Annotated in this window: 15 protein-coding genes; 3 read left to right on the top strand and 12 right to left on the bottom strand. The window is 58.9% G+C overall.

Going from position 1 to position 18,546, the window contains the following annotated elements; genetic code table 11:
• Positions 1–24: 24 nt before the first annotated feature.
• Both V6N02_RS01670 and V6N02_RS01665 read right to left on the bottom strand, forming a co-directional pair.
• A complete protein-coding gene (locus V6N02_RS01670) occupies positions 25–417 on the bottom strand; it encodes a hypothetical protein (protein WP_371223666.1) in 393 nt (130 codons plus the stop codon).
• A gap of 327 nt (positions 418–744) precedes the next feature.
• A complete protein-coding gene (locus V6N02_RS01665) occupies positions 745–1,743 on the bottom strand; it encodes a replication initiator protein A (protein WP_371223664.1) in 999 nt (332 codons plus the stop codon).
• Between the two features lie 429 nt (positions 1,744–2,172).
• On the opposite strand from V6N02_RS01665, the gene V6N02_RS01660 reads away from it, so the two are divergent.
• Both V6N02_RS01660 and V6N02_RS01655 read left to right on the top strand, forming a co-directional pair.
• Positions 2,173–3,573 (top strand): AAA family ATPase, encoded by a 1,401-nt coding sequence (locus V6N02_RS01660; protein ID WP_371223662.1) that lies wholly within the window; start codon positions 2,173–2,175, stop codon positions 3,571–3,573.
• Between the two features lie 35 nt (positions 3,574–3,608).
• Complete coding sequence (locus V6N02_RS01655; RefSeq protein WP_371223660.1) at positions 3,609–4,631, top strand: ParB/RepB/Spo0J family partition protein; 1,023 nt, start codon at positions 3,609–3,611, stop codon at positions 4,629–4,631.
• Between the two features lie 35 nt (positions 4,632–4,666).
• Here the strand turns inward: V6N02_RS01655 and rfbA are convergent, their stop codons facing one another.
• The 7 genes from rfbA to V6N02_RS01620 form a co-directional block, all read right to left on the bottom strand.
• Entirely contained in the window at positions 4,667–5,536 is an 870-nt protein-coding gene (rfbA, locus tag V6N02_RS01650; RefSeq protein WP_371223658.1) for a glucose-1-phosphate thymidylyltransferase RfbA, read from the bottom strand.
• A 13-nt stretch (positions 5,537–5,549) separates the two neighbouring features.
• Positions 5,550–6,440: a class I SAM-dependent methyltransferase gene (locus V6N02_RS01645; RefSeq protein WP_371223656.1), complete on the bottom strand. Its 891-nt coding sequence runs from the start codon at positions 6,438–6,440 to the stop codon at positions 5,550–5,552.
• A gap of 1 nt (position 6,441) precedes the next feature.
• Positions 6,442–7,293, bottom strand: coding sequence for a dTDP-4-dehydrorhamnose reductase (gene rfbD, locus V6N02_RS01640; protein WP_371223653.1), 852 nt, complete (start codon positions 7,291–7,293; stop codon positions 6,442–6,444).
• Complete coding sequence (locus tag V6N02_RS01635; RefSeq protein ID WP_371223650.1) at positions 7,290–7,958, bottom strand: sulfotransferase family 2 domain-containing protein; 669 nt, start codon at positions 7,956–7,958, stop codon at positions 7,290–7,292. The genes rfbD and V6N02_RS01635 overlap by 4 nt, the downstream gene beginning before the upstream one ends.
• Positions 7,959–7,963: 5 nt before the next feature.
• Complete coding sequence (gene rfbB / locus V6N02_RS01630) at positions 7,964–9,004, bottom strand: dTDP-glucose 4,6-dehydratase (protein WP_371223648.1); 1,041 nt, start codon at positions 9,002–9,004, stop codon at positions 7,964–7,966.
• Positions 9,001–9,567, bottom strand: coding sequence for a dTDP-4-dehydrorhamnose 3,5-epimerase (gene rfbC, locus V6N02_RS01625; RefSeq protein ID WP_371223646.1), 567 nt, complete (start codon positions 9,565–9,567; stop codon positions 9,001–9,003). The genes rfbB and rfbC overlap by 4 nt, the downstream gene beginning before the upstream one ends.
• Positions 9,568–9,645: 78 nt before the next feature.
• Positions 9,646–11,043: a DUF2793 domain-containing protein gene (locus V6N02_RS01620; protein ID WP_371223644.1), complete on the bottom strand. Its 1,398-nt coding sequence runs from the start codon at positions 11,041–11,043 to the stop codon at positions 9,646–9,648.
• 284 nt (positions 11,044–11,327) lie between these two features.
• Between V6N02_RS01620 and V6N02_RS01615 the strand changes: the two genes are divergently transcribed.
• Positions 11,328–13,979 carry a calcium-binding protein gene (locus V6N02_RS01615; protein ID WP_371223642.1) on the top strand — a complete coding sequence of 884 codons (2,652 nt, stop codon included), beginning with the start codon at positions 11,328–11,330 and terminating at the stop codon, positions 13,977–13,979.
• A 4-nt stretch (positions 13,980–13,983) separates the two neighbouring features.
• On the opposite strand, the gene V6N02_RS01610 is transcribed toward V6N02_RS01615, so the two are convergent.
• Genes V6N02_RS01610 through V6N02_RS01600 form a run of 3 tightly spaced genes read right to left on the bottom strand, consistent with a single transcriptional unit; the run spans position 13,984 to position 18,457 of the window.
• Positions 13,984–15,138, bottom strand: a complete 1,155-nt coding sequence (locus tag V6N02_RS01610) for a UDP-galactopyranose mutase (RefSeq protein WP_371223640.1) — start codon at positions 15,136–15,138, stop codon at positions 13,984–13,986.
• On the bottom strand, positions 15,135–17,045 hold the full coding sequence (locus V6N02_RS01605; protein ID WP_371223637.1) for a glycosyltransferase 61 family protein: 1,911 nt from the start codon (positions 17,043–17,045) through the stop codon (positions 15,135–15,137). The genes V6N02_RS01610 and V6N02_RS01605 overlap by 4 nt, the downstream gene beginning before the upstream one ends.
• Positions 17,042–18,457, bottom strand: a complete 1,416-nt coding sequence (locus V6N02_RS01600) for a mannose-1-phosphate guanylyltransferase/mannose-6-phosphate isomerase (protein ID WP_371223635.1) — start codon at positions 18,455–18,457, stop codon at positions 17,042–17,044. Before V6N02_RS01600 ends, V6N02_RS01605 begins: the two co-directional genes overlap by 4 nt.
• Positions 18,458–18,546: the final 89 nt, after the last annotated feature.

Here is an 18,546-nt window from a genome sequence, read left to right as displayed (position 1 = left end):
TCGTCTTCTCCGTTCAAACAGCAGCTATCGAGACCCGCTCAGGGCCTCTGCCAACCCGGGGCTGGCTTTGACTATATGGCGAGCAAATTCGGCATCATTGTGGCCATCTCGCAGAACAATTTCGCCTTTATTGTCCTGCCAATAGAGTTGCGCCGCCCCGGCCGCACTGATGTCCAGACGCAAATCAAAAGCCTCGGGTGGGTGGGGTTTGGGGTTGATGCGATAAAGATGCGTCGGGGCCATTTCCGACAAGGCCTGCACCAGGGCCTGGCACAGACGCAGATCGGCATCGCAGGTAACGGCGACAACCGGATAAGGACGTTGGCTGGCTCTGGCTTCGGGGCCGGCGTTCATGAACAGCCCACCACCGACAAAAGCTGCCCCCAGCAGCCCACAGGCCAGCACAAACGAGACCACAATCCGACCCCGTCTGACCTTATACCATGCAAGGCCGCGATCTGCTCTTCCTGCGCCCATATTCTCACTGTCACATTCCTGGATTCTCTTTAAGCGCAACTTATGATTTTCATGCCTTATGATCCAGCGATTTAACCTGCGTTTTACATGATAACTGAGGATCGTGATCCGGGTGCCATCAATGCCCATCCCTGTTGCATCAACAGCTTGCTGGGTTTCTGCGGGATCACCCTTTTATATCTTTGGTTTAAAAAGATATTCCAAATGGCAGCGCCCGGCGATCCTGCCCTCGATATGCCCGGGCCGCCCCGTTTTTCAGGGTGTGTTTTACGACCCCTTATTGCGCGCCTTGACCCACCCCAAAAAAGCCTTGTCAGGGGAGGACACGCGCTGCCGTCCGGTTTCGGCCCAAAAGGCGCGCCATTCCGCCTCAAGCGCATAGACATCCGCGCCCGGTACAAGGCCGCGCGCCGCCTCCAGCGCATCTGATCCGGGGCGCGGGGCCTCTGGTTCTACCACCCGTTGGCGTCGGACCACCAGGATGTCACCTTCTGCTTCGCTGAGGTCATAATCCGGCAAATGCGCATCCGCGATGATACGGCGCACAGCCGCACGAAATACCCGTACCGGGGCGGCACTTCCTGTTTTCTTGTGCAAGGTGGGGATCGACACGCGCCATTCGGGCTGACGCCCACAATGCTTGCGCACCAATTCGTAGATGCGCCGCTCCAGCGGTTTGCGCAGGCGGAAGTAATCGCGGCTCAGCGTCAGAACGGCCCGCGCCTCGACCGCACGGAAAAGCCATTCCGACAGAACCACCGTCACCGAGATCATCCGCCCGCCTTTTGAACGGCGCAGGATTTCCCAGCTTTCAATCAGGCCAAAGCCTTGCGTGCTTTCCAGCCCGCCGGTTTCCAGATTGGTGGTGATCCGAGTGCCGGCCAAACGTTCAAACGCCTCTCGCAGACGCGCATAGCTGTCGCCGCCCGTATCGCGATTGGTGGCCACCAGTAAATCATGGGCCTTCAGGGTGACCCGACGCGACACCGTGCGCCCGGCATTCAGCGCGGCAATCAACTGGCTCACGCAATAGATCAGGATATCCTTGTCATGGATCGTGGCCCGCCCCCGCACGCTTGGGGTGACGGTGACCTCACAGCCGTTATGCGCATAAGACAGCACCCGGCGATCCGGGCGTGTGGACAGGGAAAAAATCGGGTGCTCCATCGACGCCAGATCATCCTTGGGCGACGCCCCAAAAATATCACAGACGAAAAAGTCGCCCGTAGGATGACGATCCGGCAAAAGCCCCTGAGATCCGGTCATAACTCTGCTCTGCTCACGCCCCCGATTCTTTCGGGGTTTCAGTGACACCCAGCCTAGAGTTATCCACAGGCCCGGTCCAGTCTGCAGAGCGTCGGTTCAGAATCGCTCTGGCGGTGGATCAGAGTCACCTTATCGGGGGTTCAGAGTCGGCCTGATTTTGAAAAGTACGAAAAAAATCATTTAATTCAGAAGATTACAGAAGCTCTGAATCCCTGTAACATATAATTAACAAGATATAACTGGATAAAAAATCTTCGCATCTTGGGCCGACTCTAAAAAATCAGGGGCTTTCTTTCCCTCATATCTTTGAATTTCTTAAAGAAAACCACAGGTGTTATCTCTTTTCTTCCATATGCGCTGTTTTCTGGTATTCTGGGAAAAAGGGCGAACATTGTGCCCCAATAATGCAGAGAACAGGCTGAAGCACAGATGCCCCCCAAGGCCCCTTCCCCCGACCTTCCTCCCTATTTCAACATCGACCCCAAGGTCGCGCAAGCTGCTTTGGGAGAAGGCACAACCACGGCCCGGTTTGCCGAAATTGCCGAGGCCTGTGCCAAGGGCCGGTCCGATTTATCCTCACGCGGATTGGATGATGGAGCCACCCGGCATCTGCGTCTTTTTTCAACCTGGGAAATCACCCGCTATCTGATCCCTGTTGCAACAGGTCATTTCCGCCGCGTGTTAAAGCAAAACCCGGATTTGCCCCAAGGCCGGTCCGAAACAGAAGGCGGTGCAAAATGGTTCAGTTTTGACGAGGTTCTCCGCCTCAGAGCCCACTTTGGCGAAGAAGGATCGAAAGCCAAAGAATACCTTCCTTATCGCCCTGCCGGATTGCCAGCCAAGATGGTGGCCGTGGCCAACTTCAAAGGCGGTGTCGGCAAGACATCGACCACCGCGCATCTGGCCATGTCGGCCGCTCTTGATGGGTACAAGGTTCTGGTGGTCGATCTGGACAGCCAGGGATCCATGACATCGATCTTCGGGGGGCAGGTCGAGGATGAATGGCAAACCGTGTTCCCCTTGATGGCGCGCCACTATGCAACCCATTTGCGGGTCGAAAACCAGCGCCGCCTGGACCGTGGCGAGGCCCCTGCCCCACTGGATGACACGCTGACCGAAGCCCTGGATGTCACAGCAAGCGCGCTCATTCAAAACACCCACTGGCCCAATATCGATCTTATTGGGGCCCAGCTGAATCTCTACTGGGCCGAATTCCAGATTCCCGTCTGGCGCATGGGCGCGCGGGGTTGGAAATTATGGGATGTCCTGACCGACACATTTGCGCAGGACGGGGTGTTGGATGAGTATGACATCATTTTTCTCGATACCCCCCCTGCCCTTGGATATCTGACCATCAACGGGCTGGCGGCGGCCGATATTCTGCTGGTCCCGCTGGGGGCGTCTTTTCTTGAGTTTGATTCAACGGGCCGCTTCTTTGATATGCTACATGCCACTTTCGGCTCGATCGAGGAGGCCGAGAATATGGCCGCCCGTGCGTTGGGCCGGGATGGGCTGGCGTTTGAATGGGATGCTGTGCGGGCGGTCATCACCCGGTATGATGGCACCCAACAGGCGGAATTAGCGGCTCTGATGCAGGCTTATTTGGGCCCGACTCTCTCGCCCCACCGTCAGGATTTCACCGCGCTGATTGGGCAGGCCGGGGAGCAGGTGCAAGGCATTTACGAGGCGGACTACCGTGATTTTAACCGCGAAACCTATGTCCGCGGCCGACAGACCTTTGATGCCACCTATGCGGCCTTCAAACAGCTTCTGGTGGGGGCCTGGGCCAAGGATGCCGAGGCCGTGCAGAGTGCCGACACTGCGGAATAATCCTGTTCCGCCACGAAAGAGGGAATGAAATCGATATGGCCAAACGCAAACGCCTCAGCCCTGCCAATCCAGACATGTTTGGCGCCGCCCCCGAGACGAAATCGGCGGTTTCTCGTGCCCCTATTGCCGATGTGGCCTCGGACGCGGCAACGGCTGCTGCGCTGTCTGATTTAAGCCAGGAAATGCGCAATGCGCAGGATGAGGGGCGCATGGTTTTGTCCCTGCCGATCACGGCCATCAACATGGATCATATTATCCGCGATCGGTTTAAGGCCGACGATGCAGAGATGGAGGCGCTGCTGACCTCCATTGCCACGCGGGGCCAACAGACGCCCATCGACGTGCTTGAGATTGCGCCAGGCCAGTATGGTCTGATTTCTGGATGGCGGCGCTGTCAGGCTATCGCGCGTCTGGCCGAAGACGGTCAGCATGATGGTCAGGTTCTTGCTCTTTTGCGGCGGCCATCCGAGGCGTCCGAGACCTATCTGTCCATGGTTGAAGAAAATGAGATCCGGGTGGGTCTGAGTTATTTTGAACGCGCGCGCATTGCCATGAAATCAGTGGAACAAGGCGTGTTCGAGACTGAAAAGGCGGCCCTGCTCAGTCTGTTTCGTACAGCATCGCGCCCCAAACGTTCCAAGATCCGGTCGTTTTTGCCGCTGGTGACGGCCTTTGATGGAGTTCTGAATTTCCCCTATCTCATTGGCGAGCGATTGGGTCTGCGCCTGTCAGCCGCGTTGGAAAAAACGCCTGAGTTTGCAGCGCATGTTCAAGACGCGATTTCCAAGGCAGCCCCCGCAACCGGAGAGGCAGAACAAGCGCTGCTGGTCAAACTGGTAGGTGCAGTGGAAAAACAGTCTCTAAAGAGCGGTTTAGAGACTAATAAAAAGCCGGCCTCATCTGAAAATCCCGCTTTGAGGCAGCAGAGCATTCGCCCTGGTCTGCAGGCACAATGGGTTGATGGGGATGCGGTGTTGCGGTTGTCAGGCCCGGATGTGACCCCGGCGTTTCGCAAGGCCTTGCTGGATTGGTTGCGTGACGCGCCCAAGACATCCTGAAAAGGTTTCGCGCGCGAAACATCGGGCGTCAGGTTTTATTGCAGAAGTCGCCTCAGATAGGCCCCATAGCTGTTCTTGCTGAAAAGCTTGGCGCGCTCTTCAAGGGCGGCGCGATCTATCCAGCCTTGCTCATAGGCAATCTCGTCGGGGTTGCCGGTTTGCATTCCCTGACGTTCGCTCAGGGTGCGTACGAAATTTCCGGCATCCAGCAGCGAGGCATGAGTGCCCGTATCCAGCCAGGCATACCCGCGCCCCATCCGCTCAACACTCAAGAGGCCTTCGGACAGATACATTTCCAGCAACGTGGTGATCTCCAGCTCGCCCCGGGGTGATGGCTGTACCTGGGCAGCGCGGTCTGGCGCGGTGCCGTCAAGAAAGTAAAGCCCCGTGACTGCATAGTTTGACGGCGGCACCTCAGGCTTTTCGATGATCTGCTGCGCCTGACCATCTGCATCAAAGCCCACCACCCCATAGCGTTCCGGATCGGCGACGTGATACCCAAAGACCGTCCCCCCTTCCATGCGCTGATCGGCATTGGCCAGCATCTGTGGCAGACCATGCCCGAAAAAGATGTTGTCCCCCAGCACCATGGCCGACGGGGCGCCATTCAGGAAATCCCTGGCCAGCAGATAGGCCTGGGCCAGCCCGTCCGGAGAGGGTTGTTCGATAAAGGTAAAGGACAGGCCCCACTGGCTACCATCCCCCAGAAGCCGCTGGAATTGGCCGCGGTCTTCGGGCGTGGTGATCAGGGCGATCTCGCGGATACCTGACAGCATCAGAACGGACAGGGGATAAAAGATCATGGGCTTGTCATAGACCGGCAACAGTTGCTTGGAGACGCCCATGGTGATGGGGTAAAGCCGCGTGCCCGAGCCGCCTGCCAGAATGATGCCTTTGCGTGTCATGGAAAGCTTTCTTTTAGAGACCCGAGCGAAACCGGTCTTGGACGTTGTAAAGGGAGAGGCATCGCTGGAACTGATCCTGCATTGCCTGTGAGTAATGCCGCTCCAGCATGGCGGTGATCTGTTCGATGTATTTGGGTTGCAGCTGTGTGCGCAGCGACCAGGGCAGCTTGACCAGATCCATGCAAAGGGCTTCGAAACGATCCTGGTCCATACTGAGATCCACGGCAAAGATGTTTCCGTGATTGGCTTCGGACCGGATGCGCATTGCATCGGGGAACTGGTCAAAAAGATATTTGGGGCCGATACCGAACATCACGTCTTGCAACTGGAAAAGCCTCAGATCGTGATGGATCATCAATTTGGGGCCTGACATGCGTGGATAAAGCGCCATCATGTCGATCATCGGCCAGGGATGCTGGTGATTGGCGTCGATAAAGGCCATGTCGAACGTGCCGTCAATCTCGTGAATGTCGAGGGCCGTGCGAAATTTGATCAGTGACAGGTCCAGTGCGGTGCCATCGTATATCTCGGGCACCAGGAACCCGTTGGGTTTTGACGTATCGCCAAAGAACGTGTCGTCATGATCAAGCGAGACCACCCGTTTGCCGCCATATGCCTCCATGAAGCGGGCGATGAATCCGGTCGAGATACCCGATGCCATGCCGATCTCGACAAAGCTTTCGGGGCGGTGGTCGCGGATCAGGGACTGGATGAAGTCGATTTCGGAGGGTGCAACCGTACCATAGCCGGGCTTGGTCAGGCGCTGGCAGATCTGCTGAATCTCACCCAACTCGGCGGGTCCGGAATTTGGGGCGGTCTCTGTCACGGGTACTGCCTCTGTTTTTGCAGGAATATCTGCCTTGCTGGTCGCAGCTTTGCGGTTCTTTCCAAACAATCCCAGCATGTCATTCTTCCTTCAGGGTTTTCAGTATCTGATCAAGGCCGTTGTGCCAATCGGGGCGGGGCAGGTCAAAGACTGTTTCGGTTGTTGTGCAGTCAAGTCTCGAATTCAATGGGCGTGCGGCCGGGGTTGGAAAGTCAGTGCTGGGAATATCCGTTACGGTGCAGGACAGTGCTGCCTTGTCAAAGATTGCCCGCGCGAAATCGGCCCATGTGACGTCCGGGGCACCGGAGAAATGATAGGTGCCAGATGCGCCGGGAGTGTCTTGCAAAACAGCTCCGATCTTCAGGCACGCGGTGGCAATGTCGCGGGCCGGGGTAGGCCCCCCCACCTGATCGACTACGATTGAGAGGGCGTCGCGCTCTGCTCCGAGCCGCAGCATGGTTTTCACAAAATTGCTGCCATGGGCCGAAACCACCCAGGAAGTACGCAGGATCGCATGGCAGCCGCCTGCGGCGCGCACGGCGTCTTCACCGGCCAGCTTGCTCCGGCCATAGGCGTTTTGGGGGGCCACCGGATCGTTGGGCATCCAAGGCTGGGTGCCGGTTCCTGCAAAGACATAATCGGTGGAAATGTGAACGAATGGTATAAGATGTTTCGCAGCGGCGCGTGCCATGGCGCCGGGGGCTGCACCATTGATCTGGTGGGCCAACCCCTCTTCTTCTTCAGCGCGGTCCACCGCTGTGTAGGCGGCGGCGTTGATCACCAGATCGGGGTGATGAGCGTCGATGGCCGCCGCGCAGGCCTCGGGGTTCGACAAATCCGCCTCGTCACGGCCCAGAAAAGTGGCATCGGGGGCCACCAAGCGCAATTCGGTGGCCACCTGGCCGTTGGTTCCAAAGACAAGCGTGGTCATCCGCATGCGCTCCAATCATGAGGGGTATATCCAAAGCGTGCAAAATCGCGGTGATAACGTTGGGCGATCTGGTCAATCGCTGCAGCAGTCGGGATCACCGGGGTGTCGTCTTTCCCCAAGTGCTTGAGACGCGCGGTCATCATATTTCGCGGTGCGATCTCAGGGAGGGCAGGGTGGTCGGGGCCGACAAGGTCCTGCACCCAGGCCCGAACCGCTTCAAGCCCGTTTTCAAGGCGAAAGACGGTTGCACCCTCGGGCACCAGATCATCCATTGGGCGGTTGTGGTTGTCGTAGTCCCAAAATGCCTCGGATCGGTTGGTTTCGATCCGGTGCAGCCAATCTTCAAAAAGTATGTCCGGGGAAACAGTTTCCTCCACATCCCGCTGAAAGCGAAACGCCGAGATCAACCTCGGCACCGGGTGGCGGACCACGGTAAAGACAGCATCGCAAAATCCACGGGGAAAAAGCCGCTCAAAAGCCTGCCGGTCCATATGCTGAGGCGAGCTGCGGGTCCAACGTTCGGCCGGGGGCAGGGTGAAGAACTGTGGATCATAGAAGGCCAGTTGGCCAAAGGCGTCCCGCAGCCACCATTCGATGGCGGTTCCGGCGCATTTTGGGACATGTGCGAAATAGACCAGTTGGCCGGATATCTGGACAAGTGGCATGTCCTTTAATGGCCTTTTCCCAGTCGCTGGCCCACACCATCCCGGTCCTGCAGGGCGCGCCACCAGGTCTCGTTGTCGAGGTACCATTGCACCGTTTTTTCCAGCCCTTCCTCGACAGTGACCGAGGGGCGCCAGCCCAGCTCGGTGCGGATGCGGGTGGGATCAATCGCATAGCGCGCATCATGGCCCGGGCGGTCCGCGACCTGCGTGATCAACTCGGCATAGGGGCGATCGCCCGGGCGCAAACGATCAAGAAGGCTGCAGATGGTCTTGACCATATCCATATTGCTGCGCTCGTTTTCTCCGCCGATATTATAGCTGCGCCCCAATGTCCCCTGCTGCAAAACCAGCAGCAGCGCATCGGCATGATCCTCGACATAGAGCCAGTCGCGCACGTTTTCTCCACTGCCATAGACGGGGATGTCTTTGCCCGCCAAGGCGTTCAGGATGACCACCGGGATCAGCTTTTCGGGGAAGTGATAGGGGCCGTAATTGTTGCTGCAATTGGTCAGAAGAACGGGCAGGCCATAGGTCTCGTGCCAGGCGCGCACCAGGTGGTCACTGGCGGCCTTTGAGGCTGAATAGGGCGAGCGCGGGTCATAGGGTGTCTCTTCGGTGAATTGCCCCGTGGGGCCAAGCGAGCCATAGACCTCGTCAGTCGAGATATGATGGAAGCGAAATCCCTCCGGGCGTCCCTGATCCTGCCAGTAGTGGCGTGCGGCCTCAAGCAGGGTAAAGGTGCCGTCGATATTCGAGCGGATGAACGGGGCAGGGCCGTCAATGGAGCGGTCGACATGGCTTTCAGCCGCCAGGTGCATGACTGTATCAGGTGCATGATCTGCAAAAATCCGCGCCATTGCATCGGCGTCACATATGTCTGCCTTTTCAAAGGCATAGCCGGGATCATCCGCGACGCTGGCGACATTGTCGAGGCAGGCGGCATAGCGCAGGGCATCCACATTGACGATCTGATGTCCCCGCGCGATGGCCAGCCGCACCACGGCCGACCCGATAAAGCCAGCCCCGCCTGTCACCAGGATTTTCATGAAGCACCTTCCCAGACAAAAGGACTGTCAAAATCACCCAGCAACGGCGCGTCTGCGTCTTTCTCTGACAAGACAGGGTCTGCTGTCAGACCCCAGTCAATGCCGATATCCGGATCGTCAAAGCGCACGGCCCCGTCACAGTCAGGGGCATAGTAATCGCTGCATTTATAGAGAATTTCGGTGTCGGGTGCGCGGGTGACAAACCCATGCAGGAACCCTGCCGGAATCAAAAGCTGCAGGCCATTGTCATGGCTCAATTCATACCCCACCCAGTGGCCATAGGTGGGGCTGCCCTTGCGGATGTCCACGGCCACATCAAACAGCTGCCCGCGCCCACAGCGCACCAGCTTGGCCTGTGCATGGGGGGGCGCTTGAAAGTGCAGCCCTCGCACTGTGCCCACCTGCGCCGAGAGCGAGTGGTTGTCTTGCACGAAATCGATGTCGATCCCGTGCGACGCCAATGTCTTGCGGTTCCAGCTTTCGCTGAAAAAGCCCCGGTCATCGCCAAAGCGGGGCGGCTCTAGCAGAAACACGCCGGGCAGGGCTGTTTTGGTGATGTTCAACGGGCGTCTCCAATTGGATATCGCCCCGGTCTTATCAACCGCCTCTGCCCTTGTCACGACGGTGTTGTGCCGTGCCCATCAGAGATATGTGCTGTTGTGCAGGGTTGTCCCGGCGACACTGCCGGGGATGAAAGTGACTCCTGCATTGGCCGTGTTGAGTGCCGACGAAAGCGACAAACTATAGCGTCGGCCAATGGCGCTACCGGTGTCCCCGTTAAATTGTGAGCTTTGCAACCAGGCCAGGCAGAAGCCTTGCATGAAAAACGCGCCTGAAGCGCCCCAATCGATGCCGGTTTCCAGCGTGAAGGTTGCCCCAAAACCGGACAGGTAGGCATAATTGTACATCGTGGCGATGGTTGTGACCGCAGGTCCAAAGCTCAGGTTGGCATAATTGGCATTAATAAAGGCCTGTTGCAGGCTGAGGGCCGATCCGGGGCCGGAAAAATGCAGATCGCCGACGTCGACTTTCGCGTCGGACTGAACCGTCAAACCGTTGGCGGCTGTCAGTTCGAACCCTTCGATACTGAGAGAGGCGCCTTGGGTGCAGATGATCTTCTGAGTCTTGACCTGCTTGGGATCGGTGGTGTCGCCCACAATCTTGTAGGTGCCGGATCCGAGAATTTGCCCTGAAACAGAGACGTTTTCACTATAATCTCCTGGGGCGACCTGGACCGTGACGTCATAGGTGCCGCAATCGAGACTCAAAAGCCTGTTGATTGCGTGTTGCAGACTGCGAAAGGCATCGCCCGCACTGTTGCTCAGACCCGTATTGCTGTCGCTGCCATCCATGCGCACGAAATAGGTGCGGTCTGCGCTCAGCTGTTCGCGTGATGAACCGTTTTGCGGAAAACTGACCTTGCCGGTATCGGCGTCCACCGTCAGCGCGGTCAGAAATTGTGTGCCGTCGGGCGAGACCTTGATGGTGAAATCGTCCGAACCGGTGGTGCCCATCTCGGCCCGGCCGGACCAGCCGGTCTGAAACAGCAGGCTGGCGGTGTCGGTGGTTGCGTCCTTGTTGATCTTAAGCTGGTGGCCCGCCCCGTCATGGGTCAGCAATGTGGCCTCAGAGGCCACGGCCAGGCGATTGGTGGCATCGGCCGAAGTGTTCAGCCCCAACAGGGGCAGGGTGCTGGGCAGGGCCGCATTTTGCCAGGCCGTGCCGTCAAAGCGCAGGGTTAACCCTGTGGGGATCACGTCAGCCCGCCAGCCAGGCTGGGGCGCAAAGAATTCCCATGTCCCGCCCGAGCGCAGGGCAATGGCCTGATCCTGCTCGGCCCAGTCCCCCTGGCCGGGGGTTGCCACGATATAGCGCGCGCCTTCATCCGGGTCACTTGGTGGTGTGGTGAGATCCGCGCTTTCCACGCTCAGCTGGGTCACGGCATCAAGGATGCGCAGCGCTTCGTTATGGGTGACGTGTTTTTGCGCCTGTGATGGCTGGATATAGGGCAGGGCAAGGGCTGGGGAGGTCTCGGACACGTGGACGATCCTTTATAGCTGTGAGCGGGGTCGAGAGATGCCGCCACGGTTCTAAAACAACGTTAACCAAGCGACCGGGGCCGCGCCTGTTGGCGCAACACTTCCCGGTCTTGCAGTCATTTCCCCGAAGCATCCGTAAAACTGTTCAAATACAGAGAAAACTGGCAGCAAAAGCCAGCATTGAACCGCAATCGCGTCCCCAGTCCAGCCGCTGGCACATGGTGTTTGGCTGTCGTGTGGGGACTGGGCTTTGCGTGCCCTGTCTCGTGAAGATGGAGTGCGGGATGCTGCGGACGACATTGATGGGTCAGGGTGCCGTCACTGTGGGTGACCCCGATCTGCTGGTTGGCCTGACCGATCTCGAGATCGGCTTTGTGGATGGTGCACCGGTGCTTTATGCGGCAGGCCGCGGGGGCAGTACGCTTAGCCGGTTTGCCTTGGGTAACGGGGACGATCCTGCCAGCTTGCAGGACAGCTGGACCATCCCGACCCAGTTCTTGCAGCTTGAAGACACCGAGATCGCTCTGGTCACGGGGCCAGGGGGCACCACCAATGTGCTGCTGGCAGGTCTGTCTGATGATGATTTGCAAGGTCAGGTCGAGACGGGATCGGGCCTAAACGGTTCCGTCACCTTTGATGCGGGTGGATTTGATCTGGGCCAGATCAGTGCCATCGCTATGTCCGGGGATGGGACCAGCGCCATGATCACCCTGCGGGGGGGCGGGCTGGCCCAGCTGGAGTTTGGCAGCAACGGGCAGGTCAGCGTCAGCGTGCCAACAGGGCTTGGCGAATTGGCAGGGCAGACAGCCAATGCCGTGTCATGGGTCACTGTAAATAGCATCGATTATGCGGTGGTGACCTATGCCGGGTCAGACCAGATCGCGCTGCTCAGAGCCGGGGGCAACGGGCAGTTTGCCCATGTCGACACGGCCAGCCCCGAGGATGGGGCCTGGGTCGATAGTCCTAGTGCCGTGGTCACGCTCACCGGGCCGGATGGGATGGCCTATGTGATCATGGCGGCCTCGGGCAGTTCTTCGCTGACTGTTCTGGTTATCGAGGGCAACACCCTTGTGCCAGTGGATCACATGATCGACACGCTCGACACCCGGTTTGACGATGTCAGCCATCTGTCTGTTATGGAAATCGCCGGGCAGCCTTACGTGGTGGCAGCCGGCAGCGATCAGGGGCTGACAGTGTTCACGTTGCTGCCGGGGGGGCAGCTTTTGGAAGTGGCCACGCTGGCGGCGAGCCTTGAAACGCCTCTCAACGGGATTTCAGCGATTGAGGTGGTGGTGACGGGTGACATGGCCCGGATCTTTGTGGCGATGCAAGGGCCCCCTTATTTGGTCGAATTTTCCTTTGATCTGGAGAATGCGGGTGTGACCCAGACCGGCGATGCCGGTGCTGATATCTTCTCGGGAACCGCGGGGGATGACGTCATTTCTGGCGGTGCCGGTGCTGACACGCTGTCAGGCGGTGTGGGCAATGATGTGATCACCGATGGTGCGGGCCTTGATCTGCTGAGCGGTGATGCCGGGGCCGACACGTTCATATTTGCAGAGGACGGCGCGGTTGACCGTATCCTGGATTTTCAGCGGGGCATCGACACGATCCTGCTCACGGCCCCTTTGCCGGGTCTCGGAGTTGAGGACATCCTGTTGATCAGCCGCAGCTGGGGCGCTGAGATTCGCATCGGCACTGAGGTGCTGCATGTCTATACGGCGGATGGATCACCTTTGACATGGGCGGATTTTGAAGACGGTGGGTTGGGCCTGAACCCGAATATTTCGACCGATCTGGACGATTATATCGATGACAGCCCCGACACAGGGCCAGAAACCGGTGGCGATCTGGATCCGACCCTGTTTTATCCCAAACCTTCTTTTGAGGTTCAGATGCGCCCGGAACCCGTGATTGTGGCGACAGGCGGCAATGCACAGATGGGCTCTCCTCAGAACGACAATCTGATTGGCGGCTCCAGCACAGATGAAATCGTCGGCCAGGGCGGCAATGATCTGATCGAGGGCAATGGCAACAATGATGTTCTGATCGGGGCGGGAGGGTTCGACACGATCCTGGGCGGCGTGGGGGATGATACGATCTCGGGAGGCAACAATGCGGATTTCCTCGAAGGGGGAACGGGCCATGACGTGATCACGGGAGGTGACGGGTTTGACGTGATCTATGGAGGCGTGGGCGATGACCAAATCTGGGGCGGAGGCAGCCCAGACCGTATCTTCGGGGGCGATGGTGATGACTGGATCAGTGCGGGCTTCAGCTTTGGCTTCACTGTGGATGGGGTCGAAGGCGGCGCCGGCAATGACACCATTCTGGGGGAACAAGGTTTTGACCTTTTGATTGGTGGCAGTGGCGATGATGTGATCGATGGCGGACACCAGGCGGATAACCTCTTTGGTGATGAGGGGAACGATACCCTTTATGGCAACTTGGGCTTTGACCGGTTGTTTGGTGGTGACGGGGATGATCTGCTTTATGGCGGCGAAGGGCCGGACAGCCATTTTGGGCAGGGCGGCAATGACCAGATGTGGGGGGGCACCGGGGATGACCGGTTTTTTGGCGGATCAGGCAATGATTACATCGTGGGCGAAGAAGGCGACGATATTCTGGGTGGCAATTCCGGGTTCGACACGCTGATTGGCGGCGCGGGCGACGACATCCTTTACGGGGATTTCAATGCTGACCGGTTTGTCTTTGCCGACGGACATGGGCATGACCGGGTTATCGGTTTTGATGCGAACAACATTCTCGAGGTTCTGGATATCAGTGGCCTGTCGACATTCTATGTCACCTCTGATGTGCTGGCGCAGACCGAGCAGGTGGGTCTGGATGTGGTGATCACCACCGGCGTCGACAGCTCGATTACCCTGGTGGGGGTTGATCTGGCGGATCTTGACGGAACAGATTTCCTGTTCTGACAGCCTATGTCTGGCTTGCGATCCATTTTTGACACTGCATCAGGCTTTGATTGATGACCTGATGCATGTCCAGATACTGATATGTCCCGCAACGCCCGATAAAGCTGAGGCGGTCATGCCGCTCGGCCTCATCCGCATAGCGGCGATAAACCTCCTGATACCGCCCATCAGCAGTTTTGACAGGATAATAGCGCTCGTACCCGTTGTCTTCGTAAGAGCAGGGTTCTTCAACCGTGACCGTGGTCTGCGGACCTGGGTCAACCTCGTGTCCGGGCAGCAGCGCCCACCTGGTTTCGCGGGTCAGGGGGCCGTCATCGGTATAGTTGACCACCGATGTGCCTGTCAGATCTGCACGCGGGCGCGCCTCTGTATGAAACCGGATCGATCGGTAGGGCAGCGCGCCAAAGCACCGGTCGAAATAATCGTCAATCGCCATGGCGTTGAAGCACCAATGCGCGTCGCGTTGCATATCACGGTCAAAATCAGTGCTGAGGCTGATCGAAATATTCGGGTGATCCAGGATATTGGCAAAAAGCGCGGTGTACCCGTCTTGGGGCACCGCCTGATAGGTGTCATTGGGAAAATAATCGCTGGTGTAATCGTCGCGCAGCGGGATGCGGCGCACCACCGAAGCGTCCATGTCCTCCAGCTCAAGCCCCCACATCTTCCTTGTATAGGGTCTGAAAAACAGGTCTGTGAGCTGGGGGCCGATCCGGCTTTGCAGATATTCCCCAGCATTTGCAGGGGCTTTGATGGGGACAGCCTGGGCTGCCAGCAACGCCTCGACAGCGGCGGCATCGGGCAGGGTGACGTCAAAAAGCGTCTCTAACGTGGCCCGATTGATGGGCAGCGGCACGTGGCGGCCATCCTCCAGCCGGGCCGTCACGCTGTGACGATAGGGCGTCATTGCGCCAAAGCGGCAGATCCAGTCGAACACCTCTTTGTTCTGGGTGTGAAACAGGTGTGGGCCATATGTGTGGACCCGCACGCCATTGCCATCCACGGCATCATGAGCGTTGCCGGCCACATGATCGCGCCGGTCGATGATCTCGACCCGCCAGCCCGCCTCGGCCAGGGTGCGCCCATAGACCGCCCCGGCAAAACCGGCACCCACGATCAGGATGTGCCGCGCGCCATGCAGGGCAGGGGCATCAGTCATCCACGGGCCTTCAAGATCTTGGCCAGCCCTTTAAGATCGATTTCAGGTTTGCCCTGCTTGTTCTCGATGCCGTTCACGCCTTCCACGTTATGGCCTGCAGCTGCGGCGCAGCGGGAAATGAAGGCCGGCCCAAAGGGCGCGCCGGTTATCTCGGTATAAAAACTGCCTTCCGGCATCATGATCATGTTCATCAACCCGGCGCCATGAACCCCGAGGATATGCGTGGCGTTGGCCCAGAGCGCGAACTGGTCTTCAATCGACAGCGTCGAGACCTCGACCACCTCATACCCATGCTCGCTGGCCAGCGCCTCGTAGGCGTCCATGTTGACAAACTCGCGTCCGCCGCCGCCCTTGCCGTCACGGCGGGACACACAGACCTTGCGGGCTGATCCATCCCGATACGGTGCCATGGCGCTGCGCAGCCGCTCTGCCAGGGTGGCAAGGCCCGCGGGGTTGAACCGAGTCGACGAGCAGAAATTGGCGGGCCAGACCAATTCCTCGACTTCATAAACATTGCCGGGGGCCAGCTCGATGATGTCGTAACCGGCAAAAACAGTCTCTAACAAGGCGCGTTGCATAGGAAAGCGGCAACGAGGCGCGAGGATTTTGTGCTCACCCGGTTTGATAGCACCGACCGCGTCGTAATGGATGCGGGCCAGAACGTCATGGATGAAGTGCCCGTAATTCGCGGCGGCGTTGGTGATCAGGGAAAAAGCCTTGCCCGGGATCTTTTCGCGCGGGCCACGGGCCTTGATAAGGGCCTCGCCCGTCTCGGCATCCAGATGGTGCAGGACGCTGCGCACATGACGGTCTTGCCAGGGTTCGAGGTGAAACGCCCCGTCATAGTAATTGTAAAGCCGTCCCGGCATGCGCACCGACCCATCCGAGAACAGTTCGGCGCCCTTGATCCAGGCGGCGCGGGTGGGCAGCAGATCCTGGGGCTTGCGCCAGTTCTTGGGGATATTGGGATAGGTTTTCGTATCGCCCATATTCAGGGAGGCAGCCCCATCGTTAAAGCGGCGCACGTCAAGGCCCGCTTCCTCCATCTGATCAAAGGTCACATGGCGGACATGGGACAAGAGCAGCCCGTCCTCGGGGCCGGCGGCGTGCTCGGCCGGGGCGGCCGCAGCTACAATCTGTGGCACGCGTTGTCCGGGGCGGCGACGTTTGGCGCGGGCCACCACCTGTTCGGAGGCAGGCACGAAGGCCAGATATTCCGGCACCCGGTCGGTGCGCGCGCAAAACTCCATGAAGGCGCGATGCTCGTCCCGCTCCCAGCCGGCGAAATTCAGGTATTCGTCAAAGACAATGATCGTATCATCGTCGATCTGGTTTTCCAGTTCGGTAAAGATCGTAACCGTGCCTGAGTAAATATCGCAATCCACATGCAGCAGTTTGACCCGCTCGGGGTGGGAGGCGACAAAGCCCGGCAAGGTATCCTCGAAAAGGCCCACCACCAGCTCGACATTCTTGCGCACCTTGGGAAGCGCATCCTGGGCAAAGGCCCCTTTGGGAAAGCCGGGGCGCCATGTTTCGGGCAGACCGGTAAAGACGTCAAAGCCATAGACCGGACCTTTGTGCAGATTGGCCAGCTGGTTGACAGTGCCGCCGCTGGCCACCCCAAACTCCATCACCAGCCCGTCGCCCTTGGTCTGGCTCATGGCCCAGGGATACATCTGATTTTTTTCTGGGAACGGGCGGGCCTGGGTGAACTCGGCATTGGCAAATTCAGCCGAGGACATGGCCGCGATGAAATTGCCCACATCCATGATGTTGTGATGCTTGCCGATGCCTGGGAAAAGCCGGGCAGGGGGCTGGGGGCTGCGCCCGTGTTGGGCGGCCGGGGCAGGGGCGTGCGGAGGGGGTGGCGCAAGCCGCCGGGCCAGAGCTGAGATATATCGTTTCATGAGCGTGCGTAGACATCCTCGTAGCGGGTGATGTCGTCTTCTCCCAGATAGCTGCCGGTCTGAACCTCGATCAGAACCATGGGCACTTTGCCCGGGTTTTCCATGCGATGGACGGCGGCGAGCGGGATATAGACGGATTGATTTTCGCTGACCAACTGTTCGGTGCCGTCAATGGTCACTTTGGCAGTGCCTTGCACAACGATCCAATGTTCAGAGCGGTGGTGGTGGCTTTGCAGGCTCAGCGCCGCGCCGGGATGCACATGGATGCGCTTGACCTGAAAACGGTCCCCGATGGCAAGGCTTTCGAACCACCCCCAGGGGCGGTGGTCCTTGGGAAACTCTGTGGCTTGGGGGGCCGATTTGGCTTTGAGTTCGGCAACCGCCTCTTTGACTCTTTGGGCTTGCGAGGCATGGGCCACCAGCACTGCGTCGGGCATGGCGACAGCCACGACATCCTCAAGCCCAATGCCCACCAGTGACAGCTGATCCGCCTCTGAACGTAGCAACGTGTTCTGACAATCAAGGGCAGTGGCATTACCGGAGGTGGCAACGCCTTGTGTGTCCTGTGTGCTTTCGCGCCAGACTGCATCCCATCCGCCAAGGTCAGACCAACCATGCGGGAAGGGCACGACCGACAGATTATCCGCGCGTTCCATCACGGCGTAATCGATCGAGATGTCTTCGGCTTTTCCCCAGGGTTCTGGCGCCAGGCGCAGGAAACCCAGATCGGGCTTTGCCGCCTCAAGGGCTGCGCGGACCGGGGGGATGAGGCCGGGGGCAGTGGCCTCGAACGCGGTCAGGATATCGCGTGCGCGAAACAAGAATATCCCGCCATTCCACAGATGCCGCCCGTCGGTCACCATTTCAGTCGCGCGGTCCGCATCAGGTTTTTCAACAAAACGGGACAGGGGCACGGGCGCCACCCCTTGTGGGGCCTCGGCCAGTTCCAGATATCCATAGCCGGTCTCTGGATAGGTCGGTGTGATGCCAAAGGTGACAAGCTGGCCGGTTTCTGCTGCGGGTACCCCGGAGGCGACGGCATCGCGAAAGGCGTTCGCGTCACGTACTGCGTGATCACATGGCGCCACCAGCATCAGCCCGTCCGGGTCGTCTTGGGCCACATGCAGGGCGGCGGCCAGAACAGCGGGGGCGGTATTGCGTCCTTCGGGCTCCAGCAGGATGGCGCTGGCGTCGATCCCCACCGCTTGCAACTGCTCGGCTACGATAAAGCGGAAATCCGAGGCTGTTATCACCAGAGGGGCGTTATAATCCGGCCCTGACAATCGCAAGGCCGACGCCTGAAACAGGGTCTGGTCATCCAGAAGCTGCGTGAACTGTTTGGGGTATGATTTCCGACTAAGAGGCCACAGCCGCGTGCCCGAGCCGCCGCACAAAAGCACAGGTGTGATCATGGTATTGTCCTTTGCTTCGGGCCGATCGTTATACGTGCCCGCTTTTAGCGGGAAAGCTGTTGCCCGAACAGGGCGATTTTCCGGACCGT

Origin of the sequence: Roseovarius conchicola, assembly GCF_041403425.1 — a bacterium.
Lineage (GTDB): Bacteria > Pseudomonadota > Alphaproteobacteria > Rhodobacterales > Rhodobacteraceae > Roseovarius > Roseovarius conchicola.
Note: the sequence above shows the minus strand (reverse complement) of the source record. Positions and strands in the feature narration are given on the sequence as shown.

Bases quoted from the DNA above. Each gene is read 5' to 3' on its own strand.
- V6N02_RS01665 (WP_371223664.1), bottom strand. From the start codon at position 1,743: ATGACCGGATCTCAGGGGCTTTTGCCGGATCGTCATCCTACGGGCGAC.
- V6N02_RS01660 (WP_371223662.1), top strand. From the start codon at position 2,173: ATGCCCCCCAAGGCCCCTTCCCCCGACCTTCCTCCCTATTTCAACATC.
- V6N02_RS01655 (WP_371223660.1), top strand. From the start codon at position 3,609: ATGGCCAAACGCAAACGCCTCAGCCCTGCCAATCCAGACATGTTTGGC.
- rfbA (WP_371223658.1), bottom strand. From the start codon at position 5,536: ATGACACGCAAAGGCATCATTCTGGCAGGCGGCTCGGGCACGCGGCTT.
- V6N02_RS01645 (WP_371223656.1), bottom strand. From the start codon at position 6,440: ATGCTGGGATTGTTTGGAAAGAACCGCAAAGCTGCGACCAGCAAGGCA.
- rfbD (WP_371223653.1), bottom strand. From the start codon at position 7,293: ATGACCACGCTTGTCTTTGGAACCAACGGCCAGGTGGCCACCGAATTG.
- V6N02_RS01635 (WP_371223650.1), bottom strand. From the start codon at position 7,958: ATGCCACTTGTCCAGATATCCGGCCAACTGGTCTATTTCGCACATGTC.
- rfbB (WP_371223648.1), bottom strand. From the start codon at position 9,004: ATGAAAATCCTGGTGACAGGCGGGGCTGGCTTTATCGGGTCGGCCGTG.
- V6N02_RS01615 (WP_371223642.1), top strand. From the start codon at position 11,328: ATGCTGCGGACGACATTGATGGGTCAGGGTGCCGTCACTGTGGGTGAC.
- V6N02_RS01610 (WP_371223640.1), bottom strand. From the start codon at position 15,138: ATGACTGATGCCCCTGCCCTGCATGGCGCGCGGCACATCCTGATCGTG.
- V6N02_RS01605 (WP_371223637.1), bottom strand. From the start codon at position 17,045: ATGAAACGATATATCTCAGCTCTGGCCCGGCGGCTTGCGCCACCCCCT.
- V6N02_RS01600 (WP_371223635.1), bottom strand. From the start codon at position 18,457: ATGATCACACCTGTGCTTTTGTGCGGCGGCTCGGGCACGCGGCTGTGG.